Origin of the sequence: Natrarchaeobaculum sulfurireducens, from assembly GCF_003430825.1 — an archaeon.
In the GTDB taxonomy this organism is placed as follows: Archaea; Halobacteriota; Halobacteria; order Halobacteriales; family Natrialbaceae; genus Natrarchaeobaculum; species Natrarchaeobaculum sulfurireducens.
Window position 1 is genome coordinate 1,040,996 of sequence record NZ_CP024047.1, and the last position, 17,981, is coordinate 1,058,976.

22 protein-coding genes are annotated in these 17,981 nt (G+C 64.5%); 11 read left to right on the forward strand and 11 right to left on the reverse strand.

Going from position 1 to position 17,981, the window contains the following annotated elements:
• Positions 1–26: 26 nt before the first annotated feature.
• The 4 genes from AArc1_RS06335 (at position 27) to AArc1_RS06355 (ending at position 2,763) form a co-directional block, all read left to right on the forward strand.
• Entirely contained in the window at positions 27–428 is a 402-nt protein-coding gene (locus AArc1_RS06335) for a DUF7475 family protein (protein ID WP_117363577.1), read from the forward strand.
• Positions 429–623: 195 nt separating this feature from the next.
• Positions 624–1,028 (forward strand): helix-turn-helix domain-containing protein, encoded by a 405-nt coding sequence (locus AArc1_RS06340; protein WP_117363578.1) that lies wholly within the window; start codon positions 624–626, stop codon positions 1,026–1,028.
• Between the two features lie 338 nt (positions 1,029–1,366).
• Positions 1,367–1,726: a thioredoxin gene (gene trxA / locus AArc1_RS06350; RefSeq protein ID WP_117363580.1), complete on the forward strand. Its 360-nt coding sequence runs from the start codon at positions 1,367–1,369 to the stop codon at positions 1,724–1,726.
• Entirely contained in the window at positions 1,723–2,763 is a 1,041-nt protein-coding gene (locus tag AArc1_RS06355) for an NAD(P)/FAD-dependent oxidoreductase (RefSeq protein ID WP_117363581.1), read from the forward strand. Before trxA ends, AArc1_RS06355 begins: the two co-directional genes overlap by 4 nt.
• Positions 2,764–2,779: 16 nt before the next feature.
• Here the strand turns inward: AArc1_RS06355 and AArc1_RS06360 are convergent, their stop codons facing one another.
• From AArc1_RS06360 to AArc1_RS19480, 4 genes are all read right to left on the reverse strand, one after another.
• Positions 2,780–3,220, reverse strand: coding sequence for a pyridoxamine 5'-phosphate oxidase family protein (locus AArc1_RS06360; protein WP_117363582.1), 441 nt, complete (start codon positions 3,218–3,220; stop codon positions 2,780–2,782).
• A gap of 106 nt (positions 3,221–3,326) precedes the next feature.
• Complete coding sequence (locus tag AArc1_RS06365) at positions 3,327–3,530, reverse strand: cytochrome-ba3 oxidase subunit (RefSeq protein ID WP_117363583.1); 204 nt, start codon at positions 3,528–3,530, stop codon at positions 3,327–3,329.
• Positions 3,531–3,638: 108 nt separating this feature from the next.
• Positions 3,639–3,830, reverse strand: coding sequence for a CbaC protein (locus AArc1_RS06370; RefSeq protein ID WP_117363584.1), 192 nt, complete (start codon positions 3,828–3,830; stop codon positions 3,639–3,641).
• Positions 3,830–3,955, reverse strand: a complete 126-nt coding sequence (locus tag AArc1_RS19480) for a hypothetical protein (RefSeq protein ID WP_267130093.1) — start codon at positions 3,953–3,955, stop codon at positions 3,830–3,832. The genes AArc1_RS06370 and AArc1_RS19480 overlap by 1 nt, the downstream gene beginning before the upstream one ends.
• Before the next feature lie 68 nt (positions 3,956–4,023).
• On the opposite strand from AArc1_RS19480, the gene AArc1_RS06375 reads away from it, so the two are divergent.
• Positions 4,024–4,779 carry a sugar phosphate isomerase/epimerase family protein gene (locus tag AArc1_RS06375; protein WP_117363585.1) on the forward strand — a complete coding sequence of 252 codons (756 nt, stop codon included), beginning with the start codon at positions 4,024–4,026 and terminating at the stop codon, positions 4,777–4,779.
• A gap of 116 nt (positions 4,780–4,895) precedes the next feature.
• Positions 4,896–5,786: a universal stress protein gene (locus AArc1_RS06380; RefSeq protein WP_117365798.1), complete on the forward strand. Its 891-nt coding sequence runs from the start codon at positions 4,896–4,898 to the stop codon at positions 5,784–5,786.
• 75 nt (positions 5,787–5,861) lie between these two features.
• Here the strand turns inward: AArc1_RS06380 and AArc1_RS06385 are convergent, their stop codons facing one another.
• Entirely contained in the window at positions 5,862–6,251 is a 390-nt protein-coding gene (locus AArc1_RS06385; RefSeq protein ID WP_117363586.1) for a DUF2267 domain-containing protein, read from the reverse strand.
• A 227-nt stretch (positions 6,252–6,478) separates the two neighbouring features.
• On the opposite strand from AArc1_RS06385, the gene AArc1_RS06390 reads away from it, so the two are divergent.
• Entirely contained in the window at positions 6,479–8,065 is a 1,587-nt protein-coding gene (locus tag AArc1_RS06390) for a succinic semialdehyde dehydrogenase (protein ID WP_117363587.1), read from the forward strand.
• On the forward strand, positions 8,053–9,153 hold the full coding sequence (locus AArc1_RS06395; protein ID WP_117363588.1) for an SDR family oxidoreductase: 1,101 nt from the start codon (positions 8,053–8,055) through the stop codon (positions 9,151–9,153). The genes AArc1_RS06390 and AArc1_RS06395 overlap by 13 nt, the downstream gene beginning before the upstream one ends.
• 5 nt (positions 9,154–9,158) lie before the next feature.
• Here the strand turns inward: AArc1_RS06395 and AArc1_RS06400 are convergent, their stop codons facing one another.
• The gene (locus tag AArc1_RS06400) at positions 9,159–10,616 is read right to left on the reverse strand and encodes a sulfatase family protein (protein WP_117363589.1); all 1,458 of its coding nucleotides are present in this window, start codon (positions 10,614–10,616) and stop codon (positions 9,159–9,161) included.
• Positions 10,617–10,661: 45 nt separating this feature from the next.
• Positions 10,662–11,462, reverse strand: a complete 801-nt coding sequence (locus tag AArc1_RS06405; protein WP_117363590.1) for a ZIP family metal transporter — start codon at positions 11,460–11,462, stop codon at positions 10,662–10,664.
• 148 nt (positions 11,463–11,610) lie between these two features.
• Here AArc1_RS06405 and AArc1_RS06410 point away from each other — a divergent pair, with 148 nt between their 5' ends.
• Positions 11,611–12,072 (forward strand): universal stress protein, encoded by a 462-nt coding sequence (locus AArc1_RS06410; RefSeq protein ID WP_117363591.1) that lies wholly within the window; start codon positions 11,611–11,613, stop codon positions 12,070–12,072.
• A 145-nt stretch (positions 12,073–12,217) separates the two neighbouring features.
• Here the strand turns inward: AArc1_RS06410 and AArc1_RS06415 are convergent, their stop codons facing one another.
• From AArc1_RS06415 to AArc1_RS06430, 4 genes are all read right to left on the reverse strand, one after another.
• Positions 12,218–12,643, reverse strand: coding sequence for a universal stress protein (locus AArc1_RS06415; protein WP_117363592.1), 426 nt, complete (start codon positions 12,641–12,643; stop codon positions 12,218–12,220).
• An 87-nt stretch (positions 12,644–12,730) separates the two neighbouring features.
• Entirely contained in the window at positions 12,731–13,189 is a 459-nt protein-coding gene (locus AArc1_RS06420; RefSeq protein WP_117363593.1) for a universal stress protein, read from the reverse strand.
• 98 nt (positions 13,190–13,287) lie between these two features.
• Positions 13,288–13,713 carry a universal stress protein gene (locus AArc1_RS06425; protein ID WP_117365799.1) on the reverse strand — a complete coding sequence of 142 codons (426 nt, stop codon included), beginning with the start codon at positions 13,711–13,713 and terminating at the stop codon, positions 13,288–13,290.
• A 137-nt stretch (positions 13,714–13,850) separates the two neighbouring features.
• Positions 13,851–14,579: an SDR family NAD(P)-dependent oxidoreductase gene (locus tag AArc1_RS06430; RefSeq protein WP_117363594.1), complete on the reverse strand. Its 729-nt coding sequence runs from the start codon at positions 14,577–14,579 to the stop codon at positions 13,851–13,853.
• 138 nt (positions 14,580–14,717) lie between these two features.
• On the opposite strand from AArc1_RS06430, the gene AArc1_RS06435 reads away from it, so the two are divergent.
• Both AArc1_RS06435 and AArc1_RS06440 read left to right on the forward strand, forming a co-directional pair.
• Complete coding sequence (locus tag AArc1_RS06435; RefSeq protein ID WP_228442395.1) at positions 14,718–14,924, forward strand: hypothetical protein; 207 nt, start codon at positions 14,718–14,720, stop codon at positions 14,922–14,924.
• A 231-nt stretch (positions 14,925–15,155) separates the two neighbouring features.
• The gene (locus AArc1_RS06440) at positions 15,156–17,888 is read left to right on the forward strand and encodes a cation-translocating P-type ATPase (protein ID WP_117363595.1); all 2,733 of its coding nucleotides are present in this window, start codon (positions 15,156–15,158) and stop codon (positions 17,886–17,888) included.
• Positions 17,889–17,981: the final 93 nt, after the last annotated feature.

Below are 17,981 nucleotides of genomic sequence, written 5' to 3' on the forward strand. Positions count from 1 at the left end.
GTGGCGATCTGCGTGACGTCATAGATATGGGCGCAAATTCCACGACTCGTACAGAACCGCTTTTCGATCGTCCATCCAACCCGGTCGGGTACGTTGCCATCCTCATGGCGGTCATCACCGGCGTGTTGCACCTGGTAGCGTCGACGAACGCGATCCAGTTCAGCCAGACGCTGGGGATTCTTTTTATCCTCAACGGCCTCGGATTCCTCGGTGGGGCAGCGATCTACCTGACTCGTTATTGGAGTCGACCGCTGTTTCTCGTCGCTGCCGCCTACTCGATCATCACGATCCTTGCCCTTTTTCCGGTCCAGGGCTGGGGCGTCGAGGCGTTCTACATGGAGGGCAACCTGAACCCACTGGCAGTCATCACGAAAGCGGCCGAGGCAGTCCTCGCCGTCTGTGCACTGTACCTGTACGCTGATACCTGATCACCGGCTCTCAGACCGCACTAACAGACGAGCGACGAGCGGTCTCCGAACCTCGCTCGAGGCCCGGCTCTCTGGGCTCGAGCGCACCTGATGGAGTCGATCATTGCCGCCTGCGTTGTCGTTTCGCCTGCTCATTGAGATTGTACAATATTCACACAATCCTTTTACGGTCCGGTCTCGTATCCCGAGCTAGTTATGGCTAATTCGATGGCAGAACAACTCCAGCAGGACATGGAGTGTGAAGGGCTGCTCGAGTGTATTCACGGGCTCAAACAACTCGATAAGGAGTGTTTTCGGGTAATGGTCGAGAGCGACGAGCCGCTTACGATCGACGAAGTCGCCGAACGCGTCGACCGCGAGCGCTCGACGGCCTACCGGTCGATCCAGCGACTGCTCCAGAGCGGATTCATCCAGAAAGAACAGATCAACTACGACCAGGGTGGGTACTACCACGTCTACTTCCCGACCGATCCGGACCAGATCGCAAGCGATATGCAGCGCATGCTAAACGACTGGTACGCGAAAATGGGCCAGCTCATCCAGGAGTTCGAGGACAAGTACGACCGAATGGAAGACGACGTTCCGGCCGTCCAGAGCTAACGGCAGTGGGGATCGGAACACACCAACAGGCACGTCTCTCGAGGGAGACGACGAGTTGACCCGAGTCCGGAGCTACGTGCGGTCGCTCTCGAGGTCTGGTCTATTGAGTCGACTCGCTCGTTGTGAGGCTTCTCGAGTACGAACCTGGCAGCGCCCGTGGTGAGCCGGTAGTCGATTCCTCGTCGAGTCGCTGTCGAGTCGTTGTCGGGTCGCCGTCGGGTCGTCGTCGGGTCGTTGCCGATGTCGTCGATCACTGCGTGACTCGTCCGCAATTTTTGTGTCGATATTGTACAACACACACAAAACCTTTAAACGCTGCTGGCCCCTACGGTTGGCTGATGGCAACCGATGCACCCTCCGGATCACCGGACCAATCGACCAACGAACCCGTCCACGTCGAAGGCGAGACACACCTCGAGCAGCTCGTAGCCGACCACGACGTCGTCCTCGTCGATTTCTACGCCGACTGGTGTGGTCCCTGCAAGATGCTCTCGCCCGTCCTCGACCAGCTGGCGGCACAGACCGACGCCCTCGTCGCGAAAGTCGACGTCGACGACCACCAGCTGCTCGCCGGCGAGTTCGGCGTTCGTGGCGTCCCCACGCTCGTCCTCTTCGCTGACGGCCAGCAGGTCGAACAGCACACCGGCGTCTTGCCGGCAGAACGCCTGCAGAGTATGATCGAGGGCTATACCGAATGAGCGAGGACGAGCGGACGGGACCCGTCCACGACGTGGTGATCGTCGGCTCCGGCGTCGCCGGACTCTCGGCTGCGGTGTATGCCGCCCGAGCCGACCTCGAGCCGCTCGTCCTCGAGGGGCCGGAGCCGGGTGGCCAGCTCACGCTGACGACCGAGGTGGAGAACTACCTCGGTTTCCCCGAGGGAATCGGCGGCATGGAGCTGATCCAGCGGGGTAAAGCGCAGGCCGAGCGGTTCGGTGCTGCGTTCCGCCACGCCACCGTCGAGGACGCGAGTTTCGACGACCGACCGTTCGAGCTTTCGCTCTCAAACGGCGAGACGATCCATACGCGGGCGTTAATCGTCGCAAGCGGCGCGAGCGCCCGCTGGGTCGGCGCGGAGAACGAAGACGAGTTGATGGGCTACGGCGTCTCGACGTGTGCGACCTGTGACGGGGCGTTCCACCGCGGTGACGACGTCCTCGTGATCGGCGGCGGCGACAGCGCGATGGAAGAGGCGCTCTTCCTCGCGAAGTTCGCCGACAGCGTCACCGTCGTGCACCGTCGCGACGAACTGCGCGCCTCCGAAGTTATGGCCCGACGCGCTCTCGAACACGACGACATCGCGTTCCGCTGGAACACCGAACTGCTCGAGATCCACGGCTCCCAAGACGACGGCGTTACGGGCGCAACGCTGATCTCACACCCTGACGGCCGACCGACGGAGAAGCTCGAAGCGGGCGAGGACGTCGACTCCCAGGCGGTCGAGGTCGGCGGCATCTTCTACGGCGTCGGCCACGTTCCGAACACCGAGTATCTCGAGGGGACGACCGTCGACCTCGATTCGGACGGCCACCTGGCGACGCTCGAGGGGATGACCACCGAGACGTCCGTCGCGGGCGTTTTCGGTGCCGGCGACGTGATGGACCCCGATTATCGCCAGGCGATTACCTCGGCTGGTACCGGCAGTATGGCCGCTCTCGACGCCGAACAGTGGCTCGACGAACGCGACGCCGTGGCCGACGCGGCAGCCGTCGCCGAACTCGAGGCCGACGACTGAGACGGTCTGTTACGATTCAGGTCGATTCTTGTCTGCCAGTGATCGATTCGGTTTCGAGTCGGAAGTCGTGAAACGAGATGTCCTCGCGTGGCTGATCGAAGATTTCGACTGTGGGAATGCTCACGGCCCACATTCTCTGGACGGCGGCTGACTCAGACGGGAGCGACGAGAGTTCTTGCAGTCGACCTGTGGCGACGACGCTTTTCCACTGGCCGTCTTCGTTCCCGAAGACCACGAACGAGACTGGATTCTCTATCACGTCCGCCTTGGACGTCTCAGGTGGGAACGAGAGCCTGAAGTAGAACTGTTCGGTTTCATCGGCGTACCCATACGAGATCGGGATCGATCTCGGTGGGTCGTCTGTGTCGGTCCCGAACGAGAGGACGCCGATGCCACCGTCGCCGAGAAACTCGTTTCGTTCGTCCGGCGGAAGGCTCACCCAGCGTAGGCCCTGCATGGACCGTCCCACCACGCGGATCATAAAAAAAGCCCCACTCGAGCCATCGTCCGATTCGTGTGCGTCTCTGGTCCGTCTCCGCCGTAGCCGGGGCGTCGTTCGGCGCTTAACTGGCTGCGCTCTCGTCTCCCGAGCCGCCGGACTCCTCGAGCGGCGACATCGCAATGTAGATGGCGGCGAAGATGATGACGACGTTGAGTGTCGAGACGTATCCGGCGAGTCCCGGTGCGCCGAGTCCGTAAATGATCGTCGGTACGATAGCCAGCAGTCCAACGGCGGCCGCGTGACGCGGTGCGAGGTCCTCGAACATGAGCTACCGTTTCGGCGGTGGGATATTCAATCTAGCGGCACGAGCGATCTCGAGTACGAAAAGACGCTTTCAGCGAGGGACGTCGATGGTCGTTCGGTTCCGACTGTGCTACTGTTCTGGCTCGTCGGCTGCGGGGCGCAGTGCCCACACGAGCAGAGTGCCGATTGCGAGGAGACCAATGGCGAGCGACTCCAGGACGGTTATTTCGACGTCGAAGAATGCGAGGACCGTCCTGAGCTCGACGACGAAGACGAGAATGAACGCGATCAGAATCAACAGTCGAGCGGGTGAGGTTCGCATCAGGTGATCAACGCTCCAGCGTGTGTTACTGCGTGCTGGAGGACCATGATGGCATCGACGACGAGCGACTGTGTGGCGAGTCTTCCGACCCACAGGGTGCTGGCGAGGCCGTCCTGTCCAGCCACCAGTGTCAGTCTCGATGTGGGCCTCGAGAACGACAGCGAATTATACTGTGTTCAAAGAATGTCGTCATATGGACGTTGGCCTCACCGTCGGCGACTCACTCGAGCGGATGGAGCGGACGATCGGCGGCTTCGACCTGGCGGAGTATTCCCTCGCCGAAGGCGTCGACCTCGAGGCGATCGACGGCGACCGACTCGAGGAGATTCTGGCCGATGCGAACGCCGACTTCTGTGTGCACTTGCCGTTCAAACAGGACGTCGTCACGCCGGTTCCGGAGATCAACGAGGCAATTCTGGACTACCAGCGACGGCTGCTCGAGTGGGCCGGTGCGGCCGGCGCACGGAAGGCCGTCCTCCACGGGACGGCGCGCAATCCCCACGATACGGACCTCCGGCCGCTGTTCGCCGACCAGTTGGCGGCGATCGACGCGGCCGCGGCCGACGCTGGTGTCGAACTCGTCGTCGAGAACGTCGGCCACCAGAAGCGCGGCCTCCCGCTGACGGTGCTCGGCGACCTCGCCCGCGAGACGGGGACGGCAGTCTGTTTCGACGTCGGCCACGCCTACATGGAAGACGGTAACGACGGCGTCGAACGCTTCTGCAAGCGATACGGCGATCTCATCACTCACGTCCACGTCCACGACGCCCGGAGTCGCGGTGACACCCACATCCCCATCGGAGCCGGCGAAATCGACTACGGGATCGTCACCGAGTATCTGGGCGGGTTCGACGGCACCGTCGCCGTCGAGGTGTTCTCCGAGGACGTCGCGTTGCTCCGCGATACGGCCGAGCGCGCGACGGCCGCACTCGAGGCCGACAATTCCTAACGCAGCCGACGAGCGCACAGCGTGGGGCGTCCGTTACAGCCGCTCGGTGGTCGTGCTTTTATACAGGCCGCCGTGGAATCAGCGCCACTGCGAGCCGTCGCTCGCTGGTGATCATCATGCCACAGCACGTCCTCGTCCCGCTCGACGGGTCCGACCACGCCGACGCCGGCCTCGAGTACAGTCTGGCCTCGTTTCCTGAGGCGACGATCAGCGCGGTCTTCGTCGTCGATCCCGCGGCCGACAACGAAGCGACCGCCGGATCGACCGAATCGGCTCTCGACCGCGCCGAAGAACGCGGCGAAACGATTCTCGAGCGGGCAGTCGACCGCGCGGCGGTCCACGGTCGCTCGCTCCAGACGTATCTCCGGACCGGCACGCCACACAAAGAAATCCTCGCCCTCGCAAACACCGACGTCGATCACGTCGTCCTCGGGAGCCACGGGCAGTCGCCGATCAGCCAGCCGTTTCTCGGGCGCGTGAGCGAGGCCGTTGTCCGCCGAGCACCGGTCTCGACGACGGTCGTCCCCGAGCCGACGACGGCGCTCGACGACCGCGACCTCCCCGGCTCGATTCTCGTCCCGCTCGACGGCTCCGAGCAGGCGACCGCGGCCCTCGAGTACGCCCTCGAGACGTTCCCCGACGCCGAGTACACGATACTTCACGCCCTGTCGTTGCCGTTCGACCGTCCCCGATCGGAGGTCCGTGGGACCTACCTCGAGGACCTCGTCGACGACCGCGAAGCTCGTGCCGAGCGGATCTTCGAGACGGCGCGCAGCGTCGCAGACGAGCACGACGTCGCACTCGAGACCGAGACAGCCAACGAGACGCCTGGAAACGCCATCGTCGACGCTGCCGAGTCGACCGACTACGATCAGATCGTAATGGGAAGCCACGGCCGTTCGCTGGCCGCACGACTGCTCACCGGCTCGACCGCCGAACGCGTCGCACGCCGGTCACCACGGACGGTCACGCTCGTCCGCGGGGCACCTGCTTCGACGCGCCGTTGATCCGTTGGCACCGAGCCGAGAGGCGTCTCAGTGAGCCGATAGCCGACGTCTCGGCTACGTGCGTGAGGGCGTCGATCACGACTCGAGGTGATCAACGTGCTCGAACAGCGAATCGAAGTCTTCGGGCAACTGATTTTTGGCCTTCTCGAGGTTGCCGGGCGGAACCACCTCGCCGACGATCGCGAGTACCTGCTGGGCGTGGTAGTTGGCGTCCGACCGGTCGACGCCCTCGCGCTCGGCGACGCGGTCTACAAACTCCTGGTAGTCGAACCGCTGTCCGTGCTCGGCTTCGATGAGATAGCGGTCGATCTCCATCGGGAGCGGGCTGGCGAGGTCGGTCGCCTCGCCCTCGTGGAGGCGCTCGCCGAGTGTCGTCAGGACGGCTCGGCTCGCCCGGACCGCCGGCCCCAGTTCGGCGTACTCGAGTCTGTGCTGTACCTGTCCGACGAATTCTTTGTAGTTCATCGTTGGTGGATGGTGCTGATGACTGACCGTGGTGATGGGCGGTCTTTCGTTCGGTACGGGTGACGCCACACCGACCAGCATGATAAATGACCAGCCGCGGGTTCGAACGGTACCGACTCAGGAGGCGGTGACGGAGATAGACGGGCTTTCGCCGGTTCGCACGCCTACTCGTTGTCATCGTCTGTGTGTTGGCAAACATACAGGTGGGCACGGAGCTAACGACCGGTATGTCACGGACGACGGACCCTCCAGTGGTCGGTGAAACGTGCCTCTCGCCCGGCCAGCTCGAGGTGCTCACGAGGCGCATCAAGACGACCGGTGACCGCTCGTCGATACCCGTTCGAACGCCGATCACCGACGACGAGATCGGGTCGGTGCCCGCCTGTACCGCCGAAGACGTCGCCAGCGCGGTCGACCGCGCTCGAACGGCTCAGACCGCCTGGGCAGCCACGCCCGCCGACGAACGGGCGGCCATCGTAGAGCGCCTCGGCGATCGGGTCCTCAAGCGTCGCGACCAGTTGCTCGACATCGTCCAGCTCGAGACGGGCAAGGCACGCCATCACGCACTCGAGGAGGTCCTCGACGTGCCGTTGACCTGTTCGTACTACGCCACCAACGGCCCGGAGCTGTGTGCCGACGAGCCCCGTTCGGGGGCCGTTCCGCTGGCTGCCGACGCGACCGTCACATACGAGCCAGTCGGCGTGGTGGGCGTCATCTCGCCGTGGAACTACCCGCTGACGCTGGCGCTAACCGACGCGATTCCGGCCTTGCTCGCCGGCAACGCCGTCGTCTGCAAACCCGATGAGCGCACGCCGTTCGTCGCGCTCGCGCTCGCAGCCCTCTTCGAGGAGGCCGGCCTCCCGGACGGACTCTTCCAGATCGTCACCGGCGAGGGTTCCACTGTCGGCCCCGCGTTGATCGATCGCGTCGATTACGTCGCGTTCACCGGCGGCACGGAGACGGGCCGACTCGTCGCCGAAGGGGCCGGACGGAACCTGATCGGCTGCTCGCTGGAACTCGGCGGCAAGAACCCGATGGTCGTCCTCGACGACGCCGACCTCGAGACGGCCGCCCGCGGCGCGGTCAAGGGTGCCTTTACCAATGCGGGCCAGCTCTGTCTGGCACCCGAACGGATCTACGTCGACGAGCGTCGGTACGACGCGTTTCTCGACGCTTTCGTCGGCGCGACCCGCAACCTCCGTCTCGGCCTCGAGTTCGACTACGGCCCCGACGTCGGCTCGCTGATCGACGGTGACCACCTCGAACGCGTCCGTGAACACGTCGAGGGGGCGGTCGACGACGGCGCGTCGCTGCTCACGGGCGGGCGCGCTCGCCCCGATGTCGGCCCGTTTTGCTACGAGCCAACGATCCTGAGCGACGTTGCCCCCGACTCGCGGGTCGTCTGCGAAGAGACGTTCGGCCCCGTCGTCTCCGTCGTTCCCGTCGCGGACGTCGATGAGGCGATCGAACGGGCCAACGAGACCGAGTACGGGCTGAACGGAAGCGTCTGGACGACCGACCGCGAGCGCGGCCGCGCGGTCGCCCGAGAGATCGACTGTGGCACCGTCTGTGTCAACGACCCGTACACGGTCGGCTGGGCCGCTGCCGACGCCCCGATGGGCGGGTTCGGCGACTCCGGGATGGGCCGTCGCCACGGCCCCGAGGGCATCCGACGGTTCCTCGAGTCACGAACGGTCGCGACCTCCCGGATCGGTCCCTTCGACGCGCCCCCGGGCGTCTCGCCTGGCTTGTTCGCCCGATTCATGTTGGGGTTGACGACCGTCCAGCGGCGACTCGAGCGGTGGTTCCGGTGACCGAGCCAGCCGTCTTTCTCACCGGCTTTCCGGGTTTTCTCGGCTCGGCGCTGCTCGAGCGCGTGCTCGCCCGTGGTGACGGGCCGGTCGCCTGTCTGGTCCAGCCCCAGTACCGTGAGGTGGCCCGCCAGCGAGCCCGGGAGATCACCGACGGAATCGACGGCGTCGACGCCGAGGCGGCGATCCACCTCTACGAGGGCGACATCACCGAGCCGGACCTCGGACTGGGGGACGACCGCAATGGGCTCGAAAGCGTCTCGGAACTGTATCACCTCGCGGCGGTCTACGACCTCGGCGTCGACCGCGAACTGGCGGAGGCGGTCAACGTCCGCGGTACCGAACACGTCCTCGAGTTCGCCACACGGCTCGACGTCGACCGACTCCACTACGTCAGCACCTGTTACGTCAGTGGCCGCTACGACGGCGTGTTCACCGAAGCGCACCTCCAGGAAGGCCAGTCGTTCAACAACCACTACGAGGAGACGAAGTACCGCGCCGAGGTCGCGGTCAGCGAACGGATGGCAGAGGGGATGCCCGCAACCGTCTACCGGCCAGCGATCGTCGTCGGTGACAGCCGGACGGGCGAGACCGACAAGTTCGACGGCCCCTACTACCTGCTCAACATGTTGCTCGCCCAGCCGTCGTGGCTTACGGCGGCGTTTCGGTTCCCGGACTCGAGCGACACAGAGCTCAACGTCGTGCCACGGGACTTCGTCGTCGACGCGATCGCCCACCTCAGCGCCAGCGAGGAGACGATCGGCGAGGTCTACCAGCTTTGTGATCCATCGCCGCTTCCCGTCTCCGCGTTCGTCGACGCTCTCGCCGACGCCGCCGGTCACCGCACCGTGACCGTCCCGACGGCAAAGCCGCTCGCACGGGCAGTCACGGGACTGCTCGAACACACCGCGCTCGACCTCGAGCCGGCGACGCTCGACTACCTCGATCACCCGACACGGTACGCCTGTCCCGCGACCAACCGAGCACTCGCCGGAAGCGGACTCGAGGTCCCGCCGTTCGAATCGTACGCCGACCGGCTCGTCGACTTCGTTCGCCAGAACCCTGACGTCGGCGATGAGCCGATGGTCTAGTACTCTCAGGTCGAACGCCCGTCGGTCTCTTCGTGAGCCCACGAGGTGATCGTCCCGTAATCGCCGGGGACGACGGGGCCGTCGAGCAGCGGGTCGTCGGTCTCGTCCATCCACTCGTAGAGCCGTCTCGAGAGGTCGACTCTGACGTCCTGATATCGGGGTTCGAAGGCGACGTTTTCGTCTTCCTGTGGGCTCTCGTGGAGGTCGAACAGCTCTTCGTACGGCCGTGGCGGGACGGCGTCGGTCTCACGGATCATCCGGCCGGCCTCGCTCGCGAAGACGTCTTTGGTCAGGTACACCTTCGGGAGGTGCCAGAAGTTACGGACGTACTTGTATCGCTCCGTGCGAATAGCCCTGACCGGGTTGTACATGTCGTGCCAGGTCATCTCCGCGAACACGCACTCGCGTTCGTCGTACTCGTCGCCGGTCAACAGCGGGAGGAAGCTTCGGCCGTCGATCTCGTTCGGCCGGTCGAGGGTGTTCTCGCCGGTGCCATCGTTGTTGCCGTCGTCTCCGTCACCGCTCTCGCCGTTCCCGTCGTCTCCGTCACCGCTCTCGTCGCTCTCGTCTCCGACGAGGTCGAGGATCGTCGGCAACACGTCGACGTTGCTGATGAGCTGGTCGTATCGCGTGCCGTCGTCGGCGAGTTCGGGATAGCGAAGTAACAAGGCTCCCTCGATGCCGGCGTCGTAACAGCTTCCTTTAGCACGGGGAAAGGCGATGCCGTGTTCGGTGGTGAAGATCACGAGCGTCTCCTCGGTGAGGCCACCGTCCTCGAGCGCCTCGAGGATCGTCCCGACGGCGTCGTCGACGGCGTGAACCATGCCGTGCATTTCGGCCAGGTCGTGGCGAATGCCCCGCCGGTCCGGCAGGTACGACGGGGGCCTGATCTCGTCGGGGTCGTCGGTCTCGTAATGGTCGCTGTCGAAGCCGAATCGGCCGTGTTCTTCTTCGACACGGTGGAGTTCGAAGAACCCGATCGCCGCGAAGAACGGATCGTCGAACGCCTCGCGCTCGAGGAACCCAGAGACGACGTCGGCGACGTTGCGCGCCCGGTTTGCCTGGTGGACTGCCGGCGAGACGCCGGGGTAGAGGTTACCCTCGGAGTGGACGTAGTCGTACTCGAGCCGGTCGGTGTCCTGTGTGATGTGCTGGAGACCGAAGAGGTGCGTCTCGTAGCCGAGGTCGCCCAGATAGTGGGGCAGGATGCGCTCGCCGTCGTGGAGTTCCCACTCGCCGTGGGCGAGGCCCATCAGCCCGTTGACGTGGGGATACCGACCGGTCATGAAGCTCCCACGGCTGGGCGAACACTGCGGGGCCGTCACGAAGTGGTTCTCGAAGCAGGCACCGGACTCGGCGAAGGCGTCGAGGTGGGGCGTCTCGACGTCCGCGCCGTAACAGCCGAGATACCGACCCAGGTCGTGACAGGTCAGTAAGACGATATTCGGTCGTGAGGGGGGCATGGCGGAAGGCTACGACGACATCGTGGATAATCGTTGGGCTGTTGACTACTCTGTCAGAACCATTACGGGGATCATAATCGCGACGCCCAGACCGATGCCGACGAAGAGTTCTCGGCGGCCGCCACCCGGAAGGTCGGAGCCGTGATCGAGGGCCTCGGGGAACATGTCGTGAAGAACGAGATAGATCATCGCGCCCGCGGCGAAGCCAAAGCCGAAGGGAAGAAACTCACGAGCGTAGGTGACGAAGACGTACGCGATGCCGGCTCCGATCGGCTGTGGGATGCTCGAGAAGACGGCCCAGCCGAAGATCTTCCAGTTCGAGATGCCGTAGGTGTGAAGCGGGATCGCGACGGCGAGGCCTTCGGGGATGTTCTGGATGGAGATTGCGACCGTGATGAAGATGGCCAGAGCCGGAACTGCGAGGCCTGCCAGCACGAGGTCGCCTTCCACGCCGAGGTCGGCGAACGCGACGCCGAGTGCGACACCTTCTGGAAAGCTGTGAACGGTGAGGACACCGACGATGAGCACGAGTTTCCGAAAGTCAGCGGCGGGCATCTCCCGAGGTTCGAACTCGTAGCCTGAGATGACGCGATCCGCGAGGACGACCAGGCCGACGCCGACGACGAGGCCGAACCCGACCTGTGTGATCGAGCCTTCGCCCAGCCCTTCGAAAATGAACCCGAAGAGGGATGCAAAAAGCATGATCCCGCCTGCGAGCCCCCAGAGGGCGACGGTGAGCCGGTCGCCGACGTCGTCGACGAAGAAAAACGGAAGCGTCCCGAGCCCACAGACGAGGGCCGTAAACACCCCTGCGGCCAGCACCAGTCCGAGCCCCTCGACGACCATTCGTTGACATCCTTTTGAGTGGTCGACTCCATTAGCATGTCGATACCGTCAGCCAGAGGCGAGGTCGTCGACCGGCAGACGCCCGAACCCGCCGATCTCCCATCGGCCACGCATACTATTTTGGTGCGCTGGAGGGTACTGTGGTGAGATGGCCAGTACGCTACTCGTTCCGATCGATGGATCGCCGATGTCGTGGCAAGCGCTGGATCACGCCCTCGAGCTCGCTGGCGACGGAACCGTCGTCGCTTTTCACGTGATCGATCCGGCCGATCCGGGCTACAGTTCGGCAACGGACGTCGACGTCCGAACCGAGCCCCCACACGGCTCCGAGGCGTGGTATGACCGGGCTCACGAGGAAGAAGAGCGCCTGTTCGAGGAGGCACGAGAGCGGGCAGCCGACGCCGACGGGACGCTCGAGACGGCGAGCGAGGTCGGCGACCCTGCCCGCGAAATCGTCGACTACGTGGAATCGAACGACGTCGACCACGTCGTCATCGGGTGTCACGGCCGAACCGGGCCGACCAGACTGTTACTCGGCAGCGTCGCCGAACTGGTCGTTCAGCGATCACCGGTGCCCGTCACGGTCGTCAGGGCCGCCGACGAGCGATGAGGTGGGTCGGCCCTCGTTAGCCTACAGTAGCTACTGCACGGCAGTGTGCACCTGCTCGCCAGACGGATCGGCAGTCAGTGTGCAACTCGGTGCAGGTGTTAGTGTATTCTCGGTGCCAGCGAGTGCCTGGGTCGACCTCGCGTCGCTATCGGACAACCGTTACCGGCACGTCGGCGCGTTTGACGACCAGTTCGGCGGTGCTTCCCATCCGTGCGTCCGTAATCTGACCGCGACCGCGGCTTCCCAGGACCACCTGATCGACGGCCAGATCTTCCGCCGCCGCGACGATCGCCTCCGGTGGCGATCCGACCCGGGTTTCGGTCTCGATCGTCACAGCACCGGTCTCGGTGTCCTCGAGCGCGTCGTCGAAGAGCGCGGCCGCCTCCTCTCGTTGGTCTTCGAGCCAGGCATCCGACAGCGCCGGCAGTCGGTCTTCGTCGGACGTTACCTCGAACGGGTCGATCGCGTAAAACAGGACGAGTCGGGCGTCGGGAAACGTCTCGAGGGCGTACTCGAGGGCAGCCTGTCCGTCTGCGGAGCCATCGTGGGGAACGAGAATCGAGTTCGACATCTCGGTTCGGTCGTTCTCCCGGCGCGATAGTAAAGTCACCCGTCCGCGAGGGGGGAACGCCGCACCATCCGCGAGAGTCGGGCGTGGTCAGTCGCCGTCACTCGAGGTGGGTACCACGAGAACGGGGACCGGTGAACTTCGCGTGACGCGCCGAGTTGTACTCCCCAAAATCGGCGCTGTGAGTCCGTCACGGCCGGTTCGGCCGATGACGATCAGGTCGATGTCGTGGTCGTCGGCGTACTGGACGATCACCCGAGCGGGCCGGCCGCGGCGAACGTCCCCGGTGACGCTGACGTCGTGGCCGTCGGCGGCGTCGACGACGTCCTCGACGAGCCCGGTTTTGGCCCGCTCGAGTCGATCGACCAGGCCGACGTCGAACTCGAACGGCGCGGTCGTCACGTCGACGACGGCGAGAACGTGGACCACGGCCTCGGAGGCGTCGGCGATCGAGAACGCACACTCGAGGGCAGCCTCGGCTGCGTCGCTCCCATCGGTCGGGACGAGAATCGACTCCACGGATTCGTCGGCATACGCGGTCGGGGCCATTCGGCTACCGAATCAGAGGAGACGATCCCGGATAACGGTTCTCGTGCTCGAGTGGCCGACTGGAGCGGGCTGGTCAGCGGAGAGCCGAGGCCGCGAGGCTATCTGACGACGATTACGGGAATCGGCGCTCGCCGGACGACCCGTTCGGCGACGCTCCCCAACAACACTCGTGAGACGCCCTCGCGACCGTGGCTGCCGATCACGATCGCATCGAACTCTTCATCGACAGCCGTGTCGATGATTTCCTGATCCGGCTTCCCGGAGGAGAGATGTGTCGACAGCGACCGGTCGTGCTCGTCGGCGAGCGCGGTCGCCCCCTTGAGAAGCGTCTCGCCTCGTTCACGGGCCTCCGCCTCTCCGGGTGTGTGGGTCTCTGTGCCCTCGAACGCCGCCCAGTAGCCTCCCGGCGTCGGGACGGCGTACATGGCAGTCACGTCGGCATCTGGAAACCGCTCGAAGGCGTACTCGAGTGCCTGTTTCGACGGGAGTGAGCCATCGAACGGGACGAGGATTTGATTGCTCATGCGACCGGATACGTCGGGATCCTGTATAATACTAGCACCGAGTTCGAACGTACCGCGTACCGTCGTCTCGACGAGCGAACCCATCGCGCCAGTCACGACAACGGCCGACGAGGAGTCAGCGGTGGCCGGCCACAGTCTCAGAACGCCGTCCAGCCACCGTCGACCGGGATGTTCGCTCCCGTGATGAACGACGCCTCCTCGGAGGCGAGAAAGGCGGCCATCGGGGCGATCTCTTCGGGCTGGCCGTGTCGATCCATCGGGGTCTTCTGTTCTAAAAAGTTGTAGAACCGTTCGTCCTCGAGGAGGTCCTCGGTCATCGGCGTCTCGACGAAGCCGGGACAGATGCTGTTGACGCGGACGCCCTGGTCTGCGTAGTCGATCGCGACCTGCTGGGTGAAGTTCACGACGCCGCCTTTCGCGGCCGAATAGGAGGCGGCCCCTTTGCCGCCGACCAGGCCGTAGATCGAGCCGAGGTTGATGATGCAGCCGTCGGATTCCTTGAGGTGGGGTAAGGCGGCCTTGGTGCCGTGCATGACACCGTCCAGGTTCGTCTCGAGCACCGTCTTCCACTCCTCGAGATCCATCTCCTCGACGGAGGTGACCGAGGCGACGCCGGCGTTGTTCACCATGACATCGAGGCTCCCGTGTTCGTCGACGGTGTCATCGACGAGTGCCTCGACCTGATCGTACTCTCGGACGTCGCAGTGGTCGAACTGACAGCCGAGTTCGTCGGCCACTGTCGATCCCTGGTCTTCGTCTACGTCGGCGATGACGACGGTCGCACCGTCGTGGATGAATCGGCTGGCGATTGCCGTCCCGATGCCGACGGCACCGCCGGTCACGATCGCGATCGTATCGTCGAGCATTGCGCCCACCCGCTACACCGACGCCATATAAATTCGTTCGTGTCAACGCGACAATCGACACGTCACCAGCAGTGATCGGTCAGTGCGAATACCTGTGGCTGAGGGTATTACAACCCGAGTCGTGGTAGGCCGGGGCGCATGACCGTCCAGATCGCTGGCGTCGCCAGCACACCGTACGGCAACCATCCGGACTCTTCGACACGCGAGTTGTTCACCGACGCCGCCCTCGAGGCGCTCGAGGATGCGTCGATCTCGGTCGACGATATCGAAGAACTCTACGCGGGGAACTTCATCGGCGACTTCCCACGAAATCGAGCGCGGCGAAGGAGTGCTGCTCGACGCTGAATCCGACGGCGACGGCCACTGGCTCGTCACGTTCATCCCATCGACCTGAACGATCGGGCGACCGCACTGACCGGTGACGGCCGTCTCACCTGTAGTGGCGGACGATCGGAAACCGGTAGTCGGACCGGCAACTCCAGATAGCACAGGTCGGCGAGAAGCCACCGACGTACTCGGTCGTCAAATGAGCCGCTAAACTGAACGTTATCTACAACGCCGACGACACGTCCATCCGTGGCAGAGACCCAATACGAGGAGTACGCGCGACCGGAGACCGAACCCGCGGTCGACTGGCACGCGCGGTCGCTCGAGGAGACGTACGCGGAACTCGAGACCGCCGAAGCGGGCCTCGACTCTGCGGAGGCTGCTGACCGTCTCGAGCGATACGGCCGAAACGAGGTCGAAACCGAAGCCGGTGCGTCGGCGCTTCGGATCTTCCTCGAGCAGTACACTTCGGTGTTGATCTGGGTGCTGATCGTCGCCGCGGCCGTGATGGCGGTGATCGGCGAGCTGATCGACGCGGGCGTCATCGCCGGCATCGTGGTGTTGATCACCCTGTTCGGGTTCGTCCAGGACTACCGCGCCGAACAGAGCATTCAGGCGTTAGAGGAGATGTCGACGACGTACGCGATGGCCAGACGAGACGGCGAAAAGACCGAGATCGACGCCACTCGAGTCGTTCCGGGCGACGTGATCTTCGTCGAGTCCGGCGACGTCGTCTCCGCTGACGCGCGAGTGATCGAGTCGACGAACCTCCGGGTCGACGAGTCGGCGCTCACGGGTGAGAGCGTCAGTGTCGCAAAGACGCCGGAGACGATCACCGAGGACGTCACGATCGCCGAGCGCGAGAACGTCCTCCACAAGGACACCGTGGTCGAGCGTGGCTCGGGAATCGCCGTCGTCGTCGAAACCGGCTCCAAGACGGAGATCGGCCAGATCGCGACGGCAATCGAGGAGGCCGAAGAACGCGATACGCCGTTTCAGGCCGAACTCGATAAACTCGGCAAGATCATCGCCGGAGCCGTCATCGGCATCGTGACGGTGATCGGCGTGGTGGAACTGGTGATCGGCGACACCGAGCCGGTCCAGGTGTTCATGACGGCCGTCGCCGTCGCCGTCTCCGCCGTCCCCGAAGGACTGCCGGCCGTCGTCACCCTTTCGCTCGCCCTCGGTGCTCGACGGATGGCCGAACAGAACGCACTCGTCCGTCGGCTCCCGATCGTCGAGGCGCTCGGCTCCGTCGACGTCATCTGTACCGACAAGACCGGGACGCTGACCGAAGAGGAGATGACTGTCACTCGAGTGGCAGCGAACCGCGAGATCTACGAGGTCACCGGCACCGGCTACGACACCGACGGGGAGATCCGCTACGACGGCGAGGAGGTCGATGCCGAACGCGTCGGCGAACTGCTTCGCTGTGGCATGCTGTGTAACAACGTCGAACTCGGCCGACGCGAAGACCGCGACGACGAGTCGGCGTCCGGAGCCGGCGACCTGACCTATCTCGGCGATCCAACCGAGATTTCGCTCTTCGTCGCCGGCCGGAAAGCCGGCTTCGACCACGAGGACCTCCGCGAGCGCTACCCCCGCATCGGCGAGGTCGAGTTCACCTCGGATCGCAAGCGAATGACCACCCTCCACGAGACGCCCGACGGCGACCACGTCGCCTACACGAAAGGCGCTCCCGAGGTCGTCCTCGAGCGCTGTACCCGCGAGTACGTCGACGGCGAGTTCGTCGATCTCACCGACGAGCGACGGGCAGAACTCGAGCGTCGAAACGAGTTGTTCGCCGAGGACGCCCTGCGCGTGATGGCTTTCGCGTTCCAGCCGAACGGACCCGAGACGGTGAGCGAAGACGACGAACAGGACCTGGTCTTTCTCGGCCTCCAGGGGATGCTCGATCCACCCCGGCCCGAGGTGGCGGGCGCGCTCGAGGGCTGTCTGAACGCGGGGATCGACGTCGTCATGATCACGGGTGACAACGCGACCACCGCACGAGCGGTCGGCCGCGAGATCGGCCTCGAGTCGGCCCGAGTGGTGACCGGCCTCGAACTCGAGGAGATGAGCGACGAGGAACTCGCCGACGTCGTCGAGGACGTCGACGTCTTCGCGCGGACGTCGCCGGAACACAAGACGCGGATCCTCAAGATGCTCCAGTCGAAAGGTCACACGGTAGCGATGACCGGCGACGGCGTCAACGACGCGCCGGCGATCAAGAACGCCGACGTGGGCGTCGCGATGGGGATTCGCGGGACGGACGTCACCGAGCAGGCGTCGGATATCGTCTTGCTCGACGACAACTTCGCGACGATCCGCGACGCCGTCCGGCAGGGCCGACGGATCTTCGACAACGTCCGCAAGTTCGTCAACTACTTCCTCTCGGCCAACGGCGCCCACGTTCTTCTGTTGTTCTCCGGGATCATGTCCGGTGCAGGGCTGGTGATGACGCCGATCATGTTCCTGTGGATCAACGTGGTGACTGACGGTATCCCCGCGTTGACGCTGGGTGTCGATCCCGAAGCCGACGACGTCATGGAGCGGCCGCCACGGCCCCCAGGTGAGGGCGTCATCACCGAGCGGATCATGTCGTCGATCGGTGGAATCGCGATCCTGATCACGGCCACGCTGTTGCCGCTGTTTTATTATTACAACCAGGTCGTCGGCGATCTCGTGTTGGCCCAGACGATGGTGTTCACCGCGTTCGTATTCATGGTGATCGCCCGTATCGGGGCGATCCGGACGCGGTATGGCCTCGGCCCGTTCTCCAACAATCGGTGGCTGCTGCTCGCGATCGCGATCACCCTGACGCTCCAGTTGCTCGTCCTCTATACGCCGCTGAGCGTGCTGTTCGGCGTTACGCCGCTGGCGTTTGGCCACTGGCTGCAGATCGGCCTCGTCGTCGCGGTCTTTTCGATCCTGATGGCCGGCTTCGTCGCGCTTCAGGACCGGTACTTCGACCGGTACTGACCGCTGGTCGTTCCGGTCAGTCGCTTCTCGACGCCTTCCTCGAGCGCCATCCCGTTCACGCCGAGTACAAAAAGGCGAGGTGAAAGCCGCAAA

Coding starts and splice junctions, on each gene's coding strand:
- AArc1_RS06415 (WP_117363592.1), bottom strand. CDS start 12,643: ATGTCGAACTCGATTCTCGTTCCCCACGATGGCTCCGCAGACGGACAG.
- AArc1_RS06435 (WP_228442395.1), top strand. CDS start 14,718: ATGACCGTCCAGATCGCTGGCGTCGCCAGCACACCGTACGGCAACCAT.
- AArc1_RS06370 (WP_117363584.1), bottom strand. CDS start 3,830: ATGCGAACCTCACCCGCTCGACTGTTGATTCTGATCGCGTTCATTCTC.
- AArc1_RS06355 (WP_117363581.1), top strand. CDS start 1,723: ATGAGCGAGGACGAGCGGACGGGACCCGTCCACGACGTGGTGATCGTC.
- AArc1_RS06405 (WP_117363590.1), bottom strand. CDS start 11,462: ATGGTCGTCGAGGGGCTCGGACTGGTGCTGGCCGCAGGGGTGTTTACG.
- AArc1_RS06340 (WP_117363578.1), top strand. CDS start 624: ATGGCTAATTCGATGGCAGAACAACTCCAGCAGGACATGGAGTGTGAA.
- trxA (WP_117363580.1), top strand. CDS start 1,367: ATGGCAACCGATGCACCCTCCGGATCACCGGACCAATCGACCAACGAA.
- AArc1_RS06430 (WP_117363594.1), bottom strand. CDS start 14,579: ATGCTCGACGATACGATCGCGATCGTGACCGGCGGTGCCGTCGGCATC.
- AArc1_RS06360 (WP_117363582.1), bottom strand. CDS start 3,220: ATGCAGGGCCTACGCTGGGTGAGCCTTCCGCCGGACGAACGAAACGAG.
- AArc1_RS06400 (WP_117363589.1), bottom strand. CDS start 10,616: ATGCCCCCCTCACGACCGAATATCGTCTTACTGACCTGTCACGACCTG.
- AArc1_RS06375 (WP_117363585.1), top strand. CDS start 4,024: ATGGACGTTGGCCTCACCGTCGGCGACTCACTCGAGCGGATGGAGCGG.
- AArc1_RS06380 (WP_117365798.1), top strand. CDS start 4,896: ATGCCACAGCACGTCCTCGTCCCGCTCGACGGGTCCGACCACGCCGAC.
- AArc1_RS06365 (WP_117363583.1), bottom strand. CDS start 3,530: ATGTTCGAGGACCTCGCACCGCGTCACGCGGCCGCCGTTGGACTGCTG.
- AArc1_RS06425 (WP_117365799.1), bottom strand. CDS start 13,713: ATGAGCAATCAAATCCTCGTCCCGTTCGATGGCTCACTCCCGTCGAAA.
- AArc1_RS06385 (WP_117363586.1), bottom strand. CDS start 6,251: ATGAACTACAAAGAATTCGTCGGACAGGTACAGCACAGACTCGAGTAC.
- AArc1_RS06420 (WP_117363593.1), bottom strand. CDS start 13,189: ATGGCCCCGACCGCGTATGCCGACGAATCCGTGGAGTCGATTCTCGTC.
- AArc1_RS06335 (WP_117363577.1), top strand. CDS start 27: ATGGGCGCAAATTCCACGACTCGTACAGAACCGCTTTTCGATCGTCCA.
- AArc1_RS06410 (WP_117363591.1), top strand. CDS start 11,611: ATGGCCAGTACGCTACTCGTTCCGATCGATGGATCGCCGATGTCGTGG.
- AArc1_RS06390 (WP_117363587.1), top strand. CDS start 6,479: ATGTCACGGACGACGGACCCTCCAGTGGTCGGTGAAACGTGCCTCTCG.